Below are 15504 nucleotides of genomic sequence, written 5' to 3' on the forward strand. Positions count from 1 at the left end.
ATTAGGGCGGAACCCTTACCCTTACTGCAGGTCGCTTCTCAGAAAAAATTGAAAAGACGCTACTGGGTACATTTTCCCCTTGAAAATGGCTGTACCGTTGACTGTATCTAGAGTAGAGCGATTCTGTGGAGTTGGCTGTATGGTGATCGCTAACCTTATGATCACAGATGATGTCATTAATCTTTAGAGTAAGCAATTCCCTCTGTAGCCATGTTTTTGCTGGTTTTCTGCCCCGAAACAAGCTATAATGGTCTAAGGGTCGAATTTGAAAAATTTTGCCGCAAACCCTATCTGCATAAAGACTTCAGGATTTTGTGTTCAGTAGCTCATTGGTATTATATGGCTTTAACTCAGGCTCTGTAAGACTTTTAGCCATAGCTAGTATTTTTGTACGGGTAAAGTCCAGAGCTAAATGGTTGCCTTTTTTAACTTTTTTATTGATCTCATTAAGCATTTCTACTTATTGCAAGGGTGAGATGCTCCCTTATGAAATATGAAACTAGAGGCAAAGTCAAAATTAATAATCGTCTTAATTCCAATGAAATTAAAAGATATTGTCAACAAAGTCAAAATAGATTCTAGAAAATTAACCCAATATGCTCTCAATTTAGACAATCCAAAAGGATTAAATAAAGCCATCATGTTTCAACGCCACTTAGGATATACTCAAGATAATTATGAGCCACTTCTACAACAAATCGCTAACAAATCCCTTGAAGCAAAAGCTGTTTATCAAAGTACAGATCGACATGGCAAACGCTATCAAGTTGACCTAGAAATTACAGGAATTGAACCAGGGCAACAAGAAATAGTGAGGACTGGATGGATTGTTGAGCCTGATAGTGATACAGCTAAATTAGTAACTTTATATGTGAGAAAAAGACCATGATTAAACCAGAATTATTTGACCTTGTGGAATTATTAGTTGACTTGCCTGAACATAACTTAATAATGGGAGAACAAGGGACAATTGTTGAAGACTACAATGATGGTTGTTACGAAATTGAATTTAGTAATAATCTAGGGGAAACTATAGCCCTTTGTTCTCTCCCAATGCAGCAATTTATTGTCATCTGGAAAGCTCAGAACAAAACTTGGTTATCTTTAACAGAAAAGCTAACAGCTTTAATCGATAAATTACCCAAAGAAAAGCAACAAAAAGTTTTAGATTTCACCCGCTCTTTGTATCAATAAAATCGGAAAAATAGGCTATTCCAGAATTGTTATGCAAATAATTAACTTAAAATAAAAGCTAAAATTCATATAGGGAAGGACTTAAGGCACAAACAAGTTAAGGCCACAAAGATAGACAATAGAGTTAAGATTTGATATAATCGCCAAAAACGAGAGTATTTTACTTATGATAGTTGACAAATTTTTGAACCTAAAAGGAACCTCTATTCAAGGCTATCGACACCTAGAAAATATCGGTATAGTTTGACGAATCGAATCAAAAAATAAAAAAGCAACGGCTCGAAGGCGTTAGATTTATTTGGGGTTTCCTTAATTTGTACCCAGTAACGGCACATCAGATACAGCACGGGTTATGGTCTTTTGTCAAGGGGGGAAGTCCAGCTATAGCAATCCTAAATAAATAGATCACTTATGATAATACCCGCTTTTTATTGACTTTATTAGCTATGAAGTCTTAGATATAGCGTTTTTAAATATTGCTTCTAGCTTGAACTTCAAGTTGTGCCATGATATTCTGAACTTCCACATAAACATCTGCTGTTTGTGTCGTATCTTCAAGGCGTACAACTACCGCATAAGATACAGGATCAGGATTTTCACGATTCCATTTTTCGTAAGCAGCAATAGCTAATGTGTAGCAGTTTTGACTATACACAGGTTTGTGTTGCTTCCACTCGCATATTCCATGTTGAACTGTTCCTCTAGAACGTAGAGTAATACCGGGTTCAAATTTTAATTCTTTGGGATTTTCTCCAGTCTCCTCATCATTCTCCTCTTCTTCTACAGACATATACTTAATAACTTCTTCTTGATCCACATTGCCTCTAAACATTCGCCATTTAAGGGTTGTTCCTAAGTAGGTTTCTAATCCCCATCGCTGAACTTCAGGAGCATAAACCACTGTAACAGTTAACCGTTTTACTTTTGTTGGTGGTGTTTCTACTAAACACTCAGGAACAGGAATATCAAAAAACTTGACAGTATTAGGTTGAATTTTCTCCTGGAATATTAGAATTGCCGTGTATTTATCACATTCCGTTGCTCTGATATCATCTGGTATTCCGTAACCAACCACATTTAACCAATGTTTAGGTTTTTTCTCATCCATTGCCTGCTTAAAATTGTCAAAATTTCCATAATAGGGAGGGTAAGTAGCAGAATTAACGGTTAGTGCTTTCAATAAAGAGGCAGAAATATCATAAAAACCAAGAGACTGCATATCATAGAGAATACGAGCCATTTTATGAGCAACACGAGGAGCAGCAAAACTTGTCCCTGACTTATGAGTAATTGCAGGTGTCAGTTGATGACTTGCCATTATTACATTCATCCCCGGATTTTCTCTTACTGCGCCATTTTGATCTAATAAATAATTGCCACCATATTCCACTAACTCAGGTTTAATTTCACGGTTAATTCCAGGTCCACAACGAGTAAAAGGAGAAGGTTGATGTTCTTCTGCTATTGCCATTGCTGTTGTTATTTGTCCTACTGCTTGAGTAGTAGGACTCATAGAACCTACTGTAATAGCGAGTGATGCTTGTCCAGGGTCATAAATTGAGGCTTCATCGTCTATAAAATATTCTGGATAAGCTAATCCATCCCCATAATAGTATTTGACATTAGAAGTTGATATATTGCCTGTAACTGTAATAAAAACTACATCATATTTTCTCGAAAGTCTATCAATCGTCCTAGCTATCCAAGAACGACGAGGAATCGTTCGCTTTGCTTCTTCATGCCATTTTCGATTTATAAATTGAAGGGATAAATTAAAAATTTTAATTCCAATTTTTTCAAAAGTCTCCACGACTTCTGTTAGTATTTTTGAAAATAATCGTTCATCCTCAATTTCATTATCCTTATTTAAAATTCTAGCACTTGCAATCCACATCTTACCACTATTTTCTGCATTTTGATATAAATTTAAAGCATAATAAGAAGCTAAAGAAGCCACACCAGAACCATGTCCACACTCATCGTTAGGATTATCTTTATCTGATTCAGTCCTAAGAAAAGAAAGGATTAAATCTTCTCTCACCACAGGTTTTAGAAAAGGATTTTCAATCGTAACGCCTGAATCTACAATACAGACCATTGGTGCATCTGAGGGAGGAATGATAAATTCACCTAATTTTTCAACACTAAAGTTTCTTAGTGTTTGATGAAATGTTTCAAAGGCTGGACGAGCATCAAAATAGACTATTTTAGTTTGCCACTTCCTATCTTCTACTAATTCTTGAAAAACTTCTCCGGTACATCGAATTACAGCACGACAAGTTCCTTTGATTTCTTCATGCTCAAATAAATTTCCTTTAGTCCCACTCTCAAATAGTTTGCTTATTTCTTCTCGTATTTTTAATAACTCCTGTCTCTGCTGCTTTTTCCCCCTTTCTAAAGACATCATTTCAATCTCAAAAATAATCCAATCCTTCTGAATTAATTCATCATATTGCTCAAAAAACACTTGGCAAAGACGGTCTTGGGGAGAAGCTTCTTCTATCGTATTAAGATAGGCAAAATCTTTATTAGGGGGTTGCCCTCTTTTTAAGTCTCCTTCCCCAAATTCCTCAATTTTTTCTTCAAGTTTATCTAATTTTTCAGTTCGAGGAACAGCAAGAGTAAAATGTTGCGTAGATTCAGCAATTGGTTTTAAACCTGTACCACTTAAATTAATTTTTTGTTCATGTTCCAGTTTAATTAATACGGCCTTTCTTTCCTCTTCAGACATTTCTTGTAGTTGACGAGAGATCCTTCTAACTTGCTGTCTTAAATTATCAGCTTTCTCTTTTCGCTGTTGGATTTTCTCTGGTGAAAGTGGCAGCAAACGAGGTCGTTCCTTACCACGTTTAGCCGTTTGAGGTTGAGTGAGAGATAAGAGGGGAAAATCTGGGTTCATTACACAATTATCCTAGTTTTTGTTCTTGCTTCAGATGAGGCTTTTTTAAAAGCTTTAAGTTGCTCGGAAATATCTTGACTTTGAAGTTGTTCTCGACCTTCAAGAATCATCGTTTTAATAGCTTCTATCGTGATACGTTGAATATCTGCATACGATAGTGAACTCATATTCTTAGCGATATATTCCAGTGAGCCATCAAAATAAACTCCATTTAAAAGACTTTGAAGATAAAACTCTCGTTCGGTTTTAGTGGGTAAGGAAAATTCAATCAAATCATCAAATCGTCTCCACAAAGCAGGATCTAGTAAATATTGATGATTACTCGCTGCAATGACAATACTTTTGGATGAATCAAAAGAATCCATAGCTTGCAGTAAACTATTAACAACTCGTTTGAGTTCCCCCACATCATTAGGATCATCTCGATTCTTGCCCACTGCGTCAACTTCATCTAAAAGCAGTACCATTGGAGTTGTGTTAGCTAAATTAAAAACACGCTGGAGATGAGAAGCAGTATCTCCTAAAAAACTAGAAATAACAGCACTTAATCTTAATAAACCTACTGGAAGCCCAAGTTCATACGCCAAATATTTTGCGGTAAACGTTTTACCACACCCAGGAGGCCCCCAGAAAAGAAGTTTAGTCTTTGGTAAGTATCCATACTTAGCTAATTTTTGTCGTTGACGATGCTCATCTAAGACTCTCTCTATTTTAGCTTTAGTTTCTTGATTAAAAACAATTTGAGTTGAATCTATAGAGCTTTCTTCAAGTATAACTAAATCCTCGCCACTGCGACGATCTTTAGGGAGTAATCTTAATCCATTCTGTGGAATCTGTTTCAACGGTTGCTTTCCTAAAACTTGCTGTAGCTCTTGAGCAAGAGCATGATGATTAGCGGCTAATTCATCGGCAATAAGAGACTCCGCCGCTCTGTAAAAAGCAACATCGTCACGCTCTTTGAAGGCTTGAAATAGCCTTTTAAGTTGTTTTTCAGCTATCATCATCTCATGTCATGGCTCAAGTTTACACTCAGAGACTCGCCCAACAAGCCAAATGTGTCTCCGATTATCTAAAGGTTCTCTCCACAAGTTATATTAAAGTCGCCTGTTTAAAATTTATTCAATCTTAATAATATTATTGTACTAACTCTAGACCTTCTAAAGCAGCTGAGGTAAATTGTAAATTAATATTATGCCGTGAGACTGTGATACACCTCAAACTTAAACAAGTCTCATTTTTTTTTATTTGTTAATCTTTTCTTTTGCCTAGACAGGTTTAACTATATCTTTTTGTCGAAAATTCCACTAATTACTTTTTGGGATAAATTTACCCTTTACATAGTAACTTTTATATTCTGACTTTTTCAGCCAACAATATGTAACCCAATTAATTGAAGACGGGTTGACTCACCGAGAAAATGACAGTGAACCGCATCCCTAACCATCGATCGCTGGGTTTCTAGCTCCTCCGCTTATCTAAAAAACGATTTCTCTCATAGTATTTCTAGCTCGGATTCACTCTTGCTAAAAATTCTACCAGACAAATAGAAAAAAAGGGAGGTCTAAGAACCCCCCTCAATAGTTAATAATTAGATGACAGCCAAATTAGTAGCGGCCGGCGTTGGGTTTATGAACAATAAAGCTCATGGTTTGACATTGTTTGATGTTGTCAAAAGCGATAACGCGGATGTAGCAATCAGAATACTCGGTGCGGCACTCGCGAACTTCATTAAGAACTTCTTGGGGGCCAGAAACAGAGAATAAAGGCAGTTTCCACATCGTCCAATGATAATCCGCGGGTTTGGGATCTTTTTCAAATTCCACAGCAGGAATATAACCCTGATCGATCATGTATTGAATTTGTTTAGCAATTTGTTGATCGGTGAGGGGGGGCAAGTAGGAAAGAGTTTCGTAACGCTTCTCTTTAGGTAAAGTTTTCATGGGTTTCTTGATTCCTTATGGGTTGGGTAGATCATCAACATCGAGATTTAATTCCGATGTCTCTGGTTGACTTATAGCAGTACGGGTGAGACGTTCCAAAAGTTGCCGACGATGTTCGGTATTGTCATTAATAATTCCCGTTTTTACCATCTCTGGCAAGAACTCTAAAACCTGTTCGGCTAGATGTTCTCTTACCGTCATGATCCGCAAAACTAACTCTTTATTCTCAGTCATCAACCCCGCAATATAGGCCTCGCCATCCTGAATGGAATGGCTAGAAGTATAGTGACTCAGCCAAATAGCCAAAGTCGGATTAGTTTCTGACAATTGATCGATAATCGTGCGAACCGCTTGGTAAGTTAGGTAACTTTGTAAGACTTTCGCGGTATCTTGAACAACTTTTTTCGGATACATTTTATACAGTTTTCAGTTATTGGCTAGACAGTTATCAGTGTTGAAATTCTAGCGACTGCTTGCCGATTTTGGGCAAGTCCCCGGCATTATTTTGCACCGATAACTGCTAACAACCTTCTGAAGGGCTGTATTAGAGGGTATCCATAGCCTCGAACTCGAATTTGATTTCTTTCCAGAGTTCGCAAGCGGCAGCCAGTTCAGGACTCCAACGGCAAGCTTCCCGGATAACGTCGTTACCTTCGCGGGCCAAGGAGCGACCTTCGTTACGAGCTTGGATACAAGCTTCCAGAGCCACACGGTTAGCGGTGGCACCCGGTGCGTTACCCCAGGGGTGGCCGAGGGTTCCACCACCGAACTGTAAGCAGGAATCGTCACCGAAGATTTCCACCAGCGCCGGCATATGCCAAACGTGGATACCACCGGAAGCAACCGGCATTACCCCGGGTAAGGAGGCGTAGTCTTGGGTGAAGAAAATACCACGAGCGCGATCTTCTTCTACATAGTCTTCACGCATTAGGTCAACAAAACCCATCGTGATGCCGCGTTCACCTTCGAGTTTACCGACAACGGTTCCCGAGTGCAGGTGATCACCACCGGACAGACGTAAGCACTTAGCTAAAACGCGGAAGTGGATACCATGATTTTTCTGACGGTCGATAACCGCGTGCATTGCCCGGTGAATGTGGAGCAGTAACCCTTTGTCGCGGCAGAATTTCGCCAGGGTGGTGTTAGCGGTGAAACCACCGGTGAGGTAGTCGTGCATGATGATGGGGGTTTTGATTTCGGCGGCGAATTCAGCCCGTTGCATCATCTGCTCGCAGGTAGGAGCGGTTACGTTGAGGTAATGTCCTTTAACTTCGTTGGTTTCTGCTTGGGATTTAACGATCGCCTCTTGGACGAAAAGGAAACGATCGCGCCAACGCATGAAGGGTTGAGAGTTAATATTTTCGTCGTCTTTGGTGAAGTCTAAACCACCGCGGAGACATTCATAAACGGCACGACCGTAGTTTTTAGCGGAAAGGCCGAGTTTGGGTTTGATGGTGCAACCGAGTAGGGGGCGACCGTATTTGTTTAATTTGTCCCGTTCAACGGTGATACCGTGGGGAGGACCTTGGAAGGTTTTGATTAAAGCGACGGGGAAACGGATATCTTCTAAACGGAGACCGCGTAGAGCTTTGAAACCGAAAACGTTACCAACAATCGAGGTGAGGATGTTGGTGACGGAACCTTCTTCAAATAGATCTAAAGGATAGGCAACGAAACAGAAGAACTGGTTATCTTCGTTGGGTACGGGTTCGATATCATAACAACGGCCTTTATAGCGATCGAGGTCGGTTAAGTTATCGGTCCAAACGGTGGTCCAGGTACCTGTGGAAGATTCCGCCGCTACTGCCGCACCTGCTTCTTCCGGAGGAACTCCGGGTTGGGGTGTCACCCGGAAGCAAGCTAGTAGATCGGTATCTTTGGGGGTGTAGTCGGGGGTGTAGTAGGTCAGTCGGTAGTCTTTTACGCCGGCCTGGAAACCTTTGGATTTGGCTTGCACCATTGGGATTATTCCTCCATAAACTGCATGATTAGTCGCACCTGTAAAATCTCGCCGTCAACCGACATAGATTTTTCTTAAGCTCCTGTCCCCTGCTGCTAGGAGCGAAGTTAGGGAGCAATTTTCACTAATGTTTTTTTCAACTGATCATCTTAACACGAACTTTATCCTATTCTGATCATTTTTTTTCTCTATCCCTAAAATTTTGATTGTTTTTTTTTCTCGGGGGGATTAGTTTCTTTAATCTGTCGTCATCTAACTTTGACAATCTCTACAAAAACACAAAAAAATCAACAAAAATTTACCTGATTGACACACAGAAACTTCTGCTCATCAGGCTTTGAGCGATTAAAACTACTCCTTAATTGAGGAAGATTATCAATAATTACAACCTCAAAAAATTGTCGGCAATCGCTAAAGATGAATTAGATTTTTAAGCAATTATACCCAGTACCTAGAGGACAGTTAGACAGCAGTGAACTCTAGATAAATTAGGTCTAATTACTCAGTAATTATTGTTGAGATTTTTGGCTTGTGAACGATTATTTTCCCCTTCAAGAATTAAGGTTATTGTTGCCATTAAAACGATGACGTTCTGGAAATAGCGTGACCAATAACTGATTGATATAGACCTTTCCGACCACCGATGCTTGATTCGGTCGGTTAGTAGTAGATGCTGGTTCTCTGGTTTCCGCAGGACTGGCCTCGGCCACCGTTTCCTCGCCATCCCAAGGACTGGCCACGGTTTCGGCGACCACTTCCTCCATGGACGGGACTGGGGACACTTGACTGACTACGGGTTGCGGTTCCGGTAAAGGGGGTCTTTCCGGTTCCGATGGGGTCGCTGACACCTCGATGGTAATTTGACGGGAAGTATCTCCGATCAGGGAGCCGGACGGTACGAGCGACATCGCTGCCACAGAAGCATTAAAAATCGTTGTGGTTGAACCAATACAGGCATTTTCACCGATTTCACCCTGACCGACCATTAGAACACCTGTACCTAAAATTGCCCCTGCACCGATAGCAATCACACCCTGATAGGCGGTTAAAATTGTTCCCATACCCAGGCAAGCACCCGCACCGATAATTATTTGGCTATTGGGGGCTGCTCGGAGAATCACCCCCGGAGCCACGATCGCACTCTCATGAATGGTGACATCACCATTGACATAGAATTCCGAGCGGCTAATAGGTTGAACGGGGGGTAAGGACATAATTGACAGTTACTCAGTGATCAGTGATCAGTGAGCGGGGGTTAGGGGGTAGGGGTTAGAGTTTCCGGTATTTTTCCCGGTCTGCCAACACCTAACACCTATCTCCCTTCACCGATCGCCGAGTCCTGAAATTAAGGGCGTTGAATAATCGATTCGAGAACACGGCGTTTCGCTTGGGAGTCAATCCCGATCAGACGAACGTATTCCCCTTGATGGTCGCGCAGACAGGTTTCTAAAGCGGCCACCACATCGGATTCGCGACTGCTCTCGATCGGGGTGCAGCTTTGCCAAGAACTGGTTTTAAAACGACGTTTATCCGCGTGTTCGGCCCCGATTTTGTGACCTTGGTTCAATAAAGAACGAATCTGACCGATCGTTTCCGCCGTTAAGGTACTGGTTAAAGTGGCAGTACCGCCGCCGGAGGAGCCAGAAGCATAGCTTTTGAAACTCGGTTCAGCAACGGTGGCGGTTTTACTGCTGCCATTACTACTCACCGAACCATCGGGACGCTGAATCACCGTTTCTAAAACCCGTTTTTTGGCTTTAGCATCGATACCGAGTAAGCGGACGTATTCGCCGCTATGCTCGCGTAAACAATCTTCCAAAGCAGTAATTACATCGGATTCGCGATTGCTTTCGATCGGGGCGCAACTCTGCCAAGAACTGGTTTTAAACCGGCGTTTATCCGCGTGTTCGGTGCCGATTTTGTAGCCTTGGGCAAGCAGGGAACGAATTTGAGCGATCGTTTCCCCACTTAAGCTACCACTGCTGCTATGACTGGCTCCGTTACTAGCGGGGGCGCTGTAGCTGCTGGCTTTGCCGCTGCCGTTACTAGCGGGGGTGCCGCCGGGGCGGTGAATAATCATTTCGACGACGCGTTTTTTCGCTTGCGGGTCGATCCCGATCAGGCGAACGTACTCATCGCTATTTTCAGTCACGATCGCTTCAATATCGCGAATGATGCCCGCTTCGCTCTTGGTTTCGATCGCAGGTCCAGTTAACCAAGAACTGGTTTTAAACCGGCGTTTATCCGCGTGTTCGGTGGCGATTTTCAGTCCTTGGGCCAGCAGGGAACGCACTTGTACCGACAGGTCGGAATGGCCGTTACCGTTGCCATGACCGCCGTGGACGGCGGTGGTGGTGCGGGCTGGTTCTCCGGGGGTGTCTTCGGGGCGTTGGATAATCATTTCCAGTATGCGCCGTTTAGCGGCGGGATCGACTCCGATCAGGCGGACGTATTCGCCTTGTAGGTCTCTGAGGGAGGCTTCTAGGGATTGGGATACCTGTTCTTCGCGGCCGCCGTCGATAAAGCCGGCACTTAACCAAGAACTGGTTTTAAAGCGGCGTTTGTCAGCGTATTCGATGCCGATCTTGTAGCCTTGGGAGAGGAGGGAGCGAACCTGCGCTCGAATGTTTGTATTTAAACTCATAGGTGTCACCGAATTTCTATATAGCGTCTCATTAGCGATGTTTATAGCGGCTGCCGGTGCAGGAGTCGCTGGGCTGTGGGCCTTGACCGGGACGCTGGGGGCGAGGTCGATATCGACAATGTGACGAGTGAAGGCTCGATCGATTTCTGTGACATCGGGTAAGCGGTCGGCCTGTTGTTGGCTGGTGATCACGGAACCGGATGGCACGAATTTACCGGCGGGGATTTCCACGTCTTGAACGAGGGCGTGCATCATGACGATGCAATCGGCCCCGATGCGGGCATTAAAGACGGTGGAGCGAAAACCGATAAAGCAGCGATCGCCCACATAGGCAGGCCCGTGAATGAGTGCCATGTGGGTGATGCAGCTGCCCCGGCCGATCCACACCGAATATTCTCGGCCGTCATCTCCCACCACACGGCTTTTTTCTAAACCGTGGATGATTGCTCCGTCCTGAATTTTGCTGTCGTCGCCAATGTGAAAGGGGGTTCCTTCATCGGCGCGGATGGAAGTCCCCGGAGCAATCACCACTCGCGCCCCGATCTCGATAGCGCCACTGAGGTTAGAGAAGGTGTGGACTTTGGCACTCTCGTCTATGCGCGTTTCCTCTGGGGATTTGGTCCGCTTTTTCGGACTAGCCGCCGTTGTGCGGACGACCATAGTTAGTCTTCCTCCATACTGAATTTGGCTGGCTGGTTGTTAATTAACTGTGTTTGGGTCCTATCGATTTCTAACCGGATTGACGAAATTCGTCTCTCTTGCTGTAGAGGGTGCGATTTTCTACGGTTATAGTGTCAATAATCCCCACCACCATCGCGTCAAGGGGGCGATTGTTCTGACCGTCTTCGATACGAGCCGCTCCTCCCCGGGACACTAGCACCCATTCATTAAGCCCCGCTCCGACAATATCACCCGCTACTTCGTATTTAGGCAAAAGTTGCCCCTGTGCGTCGATGAATTGCAAAAGCAGAAGTTTCACTCCCGTCATACTGCGCGGTTTCAGGGTGCTAACGACGGTTCCGCAAACTTTGGCAATTTGCATGGAATTTGTTTACACTAAAAGTTAGTTGCGCTCTAGATTCGTCTTAAAGGTTGCGGGTTAACACTTTCACGAAACTGTTCCACGGCTTCTGTATAACGGATGGGAAGAACGTATTCGAGGTTTTCGTGGGGACGGGCGATGATGTGGGTCGAGAGGACTTGACCACCTTTAACACGATTAGATGCCGCTTCTGTCCCCGCCGATACGGAGGCCTGTACTTCCGAAACGTCCCCCCGGACGATGACGGTGACGCGACCACTACCAATTTTTTCGTAACCTACTAGGGTTACGCGGGCGGCTTTTACCATGGCATCAGCCGCCTCGACGACGGCCGGGAAACCCAAGGTTTCCACCATGCCCACTGCAATTGACATAATATTTTTGTCTCCTAATGGTTGGCTTTCTTCGACTCTATAGATGCTGACCCCGATCAACGGTGTTTAATAGCTGCGGAATTGCTCTACTTCTTCGGTGTAGCGAATGGGCAGCACGTATTCGAGGTTTTCGTGGGGACGGGCGATGATATGGGTAGATAGCACTTGTCCTCCGTTAACCCGGTTGGCGTTTTCCACTCCGGCAGCCACAGAAGCTTGCACTTCTGAAACGTCTCCCCGGACGATGACAGTGACGCGACCACTACCGATCTTTTCGTAACCCACTAGAGTCACCCTGGCGGCTTTGACCATGGCATCGGCCGCTTCCACAACGGCGGGAAATCCTAGGGTTTCAATCATTCCTACTGCAATTGGCATTTTTTTGTTCCTCGCTTGTCAAGCCAAACTAAACTATTAATCTCGTTAGCGTTATCAATTTTGTTTCAGTCAAATTCTTTCCTTGTTACTTTTCCTGCTCTAGCTTTGGTGGCAGTCGGGATCGTGGCAAGGTGGGGGTAAGACCATCCTAAATTTTATCTCGATCGTGACCGTTTTCATCCACTAATTTTATTTTCTAGGGCTGGTTGGTAAAAATTTGACGAGTCAGGCAAAATTATCAACCTAAAAAAAGCATAGGAAACTATGACACCTTTGACAATATAAAACATTATGATTATTTCTCATCTTCAGGTTAACGAAAGTTAATCATTCCTTCCTTTCCCCCATCAGCCTCAGCAATTATCGGGAGATTTAAAGCGAAAACCCTTGCTAAGAAAGGATTTTCGCTTTAACTTCTCTCTTGGCGGCTTGCTTGTCTTTGCCAGATTTATTGGCAGATAAAAGCCTATTTTTCGCTGATTTCGGCTTTTTTATAATTTTTTTATACTATATATGGCTGGGGTGGGGAGTGGGGTGAGGGGAGTGGGAATTATAAATTATGAATTATGAATTATGAATTGGAAGCATCCCAATTTTGCCATAAGCAATTATACTTAGATGCGAAATGCTTAGATGGCAAGCCTTTTCGGTAGTTCTGGGAATTATAAATTATGAATTATGAATTATGAATTGGAAGCATCCCAATTTTGCCATAAGCAATTGTACTTAGATGCGAAATGCTTAGTGGGATGCTCCCTATGAATTGGGGAGAGAGGGGAGCCTTTTTCAGTGATTAGTAAACAGTGAAATGAAAACTCACCTCTGATCACTGGTAACTGATCACTGATGACTGATTCTAGCGATCGATCTCACCTTCGTAGGGTTGGACACCGATCGAGGGATAATTATCGTGGTTAGGGCTGAAAACTTCTAACACTGCATGAGCTAACTTTTGGAAAAAGTCGGGACTCTCGTGCAAGGATTTAAGTGCTGCTTCTAATTCAGGACGGGAGAAATCGAAGCCTTGCGAGCGAGCTATCTCTAGTAATTGCTGAGGATCTTGGGTTGAGCGCATTTTTTGACCCAATTCTTCGTTTTTAGCGGCTAAGGCGAAGAAGTCGAACACTTGATTTTTAGACATATAAATATTTTTCCTTTGATGATTAAAGGTGTGGCCTCTGGGGTGTGGAGGTTAAACTGCCTAGTTATGGTTTATTTTTATCCTACCAGTCAGGAGATATCCTCAAAGCAAAAGTTTCGTTTTTCTTTGCTTGTATGGCTGAGTATGCTTTAGGTCTAATTCTGAGGAGTGGGAAGTGGGGTGTAGGGTGTGGGGTGTGGGGTGTAGGGTGTGGGGTGTGGGGTGTAGGGTGTAGGGTGTTTTCTCAGTGAACTGATAACTGATAACTGATAACTGAATCCTGCCGACCGCCGACCGCTTCTTTCAAGTCAGAGAATAAATAGCCTAAAATAGAAACCTGCACTCTTGTTTCTGTAGCCAGCATCATGAATAAATCCCCACGTCGTTACCATATCACCACCTTTGGTTGTCAGATGAATAAGGCTGACTCCGAACGCATGGCGGGTATTTTAGAAGATTTGGGGTTTCAATGGTCTGAGGATGCCAACGAAGCCGATTTAATCCTCTACAATACCTGTACAATTCGCGATAATGCCGAACAGAAGGTTTATTCCTATCTCGGTAGACAGGCTAAACGCAAACAAACTCAACCCGATCTTACTCTAGTGGTCGCTGGCTGCGTGGCCCAACAGGAAGGGGAACAATTATTAAGACGGGTTCCCGAAGTGGATTTAATTATCGGTCCCCAACACGCAAATCGCTTGGGAGACTTATTACAACAAGTTTTTGACGGTTCCCAGGTGGTGGCCACCGAACCCATCCACATCATGGAAGATATCACCAAACCGCGCCGGGATAGTAATATTACCGCTTGGGTGAACGTCATCTATGGTTGTAATGAACGCTGTACCTATTGTGTGGTTCCGGGGGTGCGCGGGGTGGAACAATCTCGCACTCCTGCGGCAATTCGAGCAGAAATGGCACAATTAGGACAACAGGGGTATAAAGAAATCACCCTTTTAGGTCAAAATATCGATGCCTACGGACGGGATTTACCCGGAGTGACGGCAAGCGGCCGACATCTGCACAATTTCACCGATTTACTCTACTACATTCACGATGTGGCCGGCATTGAACGTCTCCGTTTTGCCACCAGTCACCCCCGCTATTTTACCGAACGTTTAATTAAAGCTTGTCAGGAATTACCTAAAGTTTGTGAACATTTTCATATCCCTTTTCAATCGGGGGATAATGATGTTCTCAAGGCGATGAAACGGGGCTATACTCAGGAAAAATACCGACAAATTATTGCTAATATTCGCGATTTAATGCCAGATGCTGCCATTAGTGCCGATGCGATTGTCGGATTCCCCGGAGAAACAGAGGCACAGTTCGAGAATACTTTAAAATTAGTCGATGAGATTGGTTTTGATCAATTAAATACGGCGGCCTATTCTCCCCGTCCAGGCACTCCGGCCGCTATTTGGGATGATCAATTAAGTGAGCAGGTAAAAAGCGATCGCTTACAAAGATTAAATCATTTAGTGGCCACAAAAGCCGCCGAACGTTCCCAAAGATATTTAGGCAGAATTGAGGAAATTTTAGTGGAAGAAGTTAACCCTAAAGATGCTAGTCAAGTTATGGGAAGAACTAGAGGCAATCGCTTAACTTTCTTTACCGGAAATCTTGAGGAATTGCGCGGCAAATTTGTTAAGGTTAAAATTACCGAAGTCCGTCCCTTTAGTTTGACGGGAGTGATCTTTTAAGTAGTGGTGCAAAATAAATTTCTTGGTTAGGAGAGGCAATAGGCAATAGGCAAGAGGCAAAAGGTAGTTAAATATGTGTAACTAATTTGGCTCTCCCAGCTTTGGTGGGTAAAATGTATTCTAAGATACATTTCTCAAGAGCGAGGGGGTGGAACGAACCACAAAGACACAAAGGACACAAAGATCGATCGATCCTATGTCAATTAAACTTATCACACAGAACCTA

15 protein-coding genes and 1 pseudogene are annotated in these 15504 nt (G+C 43.4%); 3 read left to right on the forward strand and 13 right to left on the reverse strand.

The window, feature by feature from the left end; genetic code table 11:
• Positions 1 to 538 precede the first annotated feature (538 nt).
• A complete protein-coding gene (locus IM450_RS07740) occupies positions 539 to 889 on the forward strand; it encodes a DUF6883 domain-containing protein (RefSeq protein ID WP_002777278.1) in 351 nt (116 codons plus the stop codon).
• Complete coding sequence (locus IM450_RS07745; protein WP_002753368.1) at positions 886 to 1194, forward strand: DUF4926 domain-containing protein; 309 nt, start codon at positions 886 to 888, stop codon at positions 1192 to 1194. The genes IM450_RS07740 and IM450_RS07745 overlap by 4 nt, the downstream gene beginning before the upstream one ends.
• Before the next feature lie 469 nt (positions 1195 to 1663).
• Here the strand turns inward: IM450_RS07745 and IM450_RS07750 are convergent, their stop codons facing one another.
• From IM450_RS07750 to IM450_RS07805, 12 genes are all read right to left on the reverse strand, one after another.
• On the reverse strand, positions 1664 to 4093 hold the full coding sequence (locus IM450_RS07750) for a S8 family peptidase (RefSeq protein ID WP_287668564.1): 2430 nt from the start codon (positions 4091 to 4093) through the stop codon (positions 1664 to 1666).
• On the reverse strand, positions 4093 to 5097 hold the full coding sequence (locus IM450_RS07755; RefSeq protein WP_125730781.1) for an AAA family ATPase: 1005 nt from the start codon (positions 5095 to 5097) through the stop codon (positions 4093 to 4095). Before IM450_RS07755 ends, IM450_RS07750 begins: the two co-directional genes overlap by 1 nt.
• A gap of 600 nt (positions 5098 to 5697) precedes the next feature.
• Positions 5698 to 6033, reverse strand: a complete 336-nt coding sequence (locus IM450_RS07760; protein WP_002741682.1) for a ribulose bisphosphate carboxylase small subunit — start codon at positions 6031 to 6033, stop codon at positions 5698 to 5700.
• Positions 6034 to 6048: 15 nt separating this feature from the next.
• Positions 6049 to 6447: a RuBisCO chaperone RbcX gene (gene rcbX / locus IM450_RS07765; RefSeq protein ID WP_002732424.1), complete on the reverse strand. Its 399-nt coding sequence runs from the start codon at positions 6445 to 6447 to the stop codon at positions 6049 to 6051.
• Positions 6448 to 6577: 130 nt separating this feature from the next.
• Positions 6578 to 7993 (reverse strand): form I ribulose bisphosphate carboxylase large subunit, encoded by a 1416-nt coding sequence (locus tag IM450_RS07770; protein WP_002753365.1) that lies wholly within the window; start codon positions 7991 to 7993, stop codon positions 6578 to 6580.
• Between the two features lie 551 nt (positions 7994 to 8544).
• Positions 8545 to 9207 carry a hypothetical protein gene (locus tag IM450_RS07775; RefSeq protein ID WP_002800746.1) on the reverse strand — a complete coding sequence of 221 codons (663 nt, stop codon included), beginning with the start codon at positions 9205 to 9207 and terminating at the stop codon, positions 8545 to 8547.
• A gap of 131 nt (positions 9208 to 9338) precedes the next feature.
• Positions 9339 to 11297, reverse strand: coding sequence for a ribulose bisphosphate carboxylase small subunit (locus IM450_RS07780; protein WP_287668567.1), 1959 nt, complete (start codon positions 11295 to 11297; stop codon positions 9339 to 9341).
• A gap of 70 nt (positions 11298 to 11367) precedes the next feature.
• Entirely contained in the window at positions 11368 to 11679 is a 312-nt protein-coding gene (locus tag IM450_RS07785; protein ID WP_002734360.1) for a EutN/CcmL family microcompartment protein, read from the reverse strand.
• A gap of 32 nt (positions 11680 to 11711) precedes the next feature.
• Positions 11712 to 12053, reverse strand: a complete 342-nt coding sequence (locus tag IM450_RS07790) for a carbon dioxide-concentrating mechanism protein CcmK (RefSeq protein ID WP_002733426.1) — start codon at positions 12051 to 12053, stop codon at positions 11712 to 11714.
• A 66-nt stretch (positions 12054 to 12119) separates the two neighbouring features.
• A complete protein-coding gene (locus IM450_RS07795) occupies positions 12120 to 12431 on the reverse strand; it encodes a carbon dioxide-concentrating mechanism protein CcmK (protein WP_002734613.1) in 312 nt (103 codons plus the stop codon).
• Positions 12432 to 13287: 856 nt separating this feature from the next.
• A complete protein-coding gene (locus IM450_RS07800; RefSeq protein WP_002741693.1) occupies positions 13288 to 13572 on the reverse strand; it encodes a Nif11-like leader peptide family natural product precursor in 285 nt (94 codons plus the stop codon).
• A gap of 244 nt (positions 13573 to 13816) precedes the next feature.
• Positions 13817 to 13939: a hypothetical protein gene (locus tag IM450_RS07805; protein WP_256377561.1), complete on the reverse strand. Its 123-nt coding sequence runs from the start codon at positions 13937 to 13939 to the stop codon at positions 13817 to 13819.
• Here IM450_RS07805 and miaB point away from each other — a divergent pair.
• Positions 13938 to 15278 (forward strand): tRNA (N6-isopentenyl adenosine(37)-C2)-methylthiotransferase MiaB, encoded by a 1341-nt coding sequence (gene miaB, locus IM450_RS07810; protein WP_287668571.1) that lies wholly within the window; start codon positions 13938 to 13940, stop codon positions 15276 to 15278. The two genes, IM450_RS07805 and miaB, sit on opposite strands and share 2 nt — an antisense overlap.
• A 26-nt stretch (positions 15279 to 15304) precedes the next feature.
• Here the strand turns inward: miaB and IM450_RS22685 are convergent.
• Positions 15305 to 15494 (reverse strand): annotated as a pseudogene (locus tag IM450_RS22685) (hypothetical protein).
• Between the last annotated feature and the right edge of the window lie 10 nt (positions 15495 to 15504).

The sequence above is a fragment of the Microcystis sp. M083S1 genome (assembly GCF_020246405.1).
Lineage (GTDB): Bacteria > Cyanobacteriota > Cyanobacteriia > Cyanobacteriales > Microcystaceae > Microcystis > Microcystis aeruginosa_C.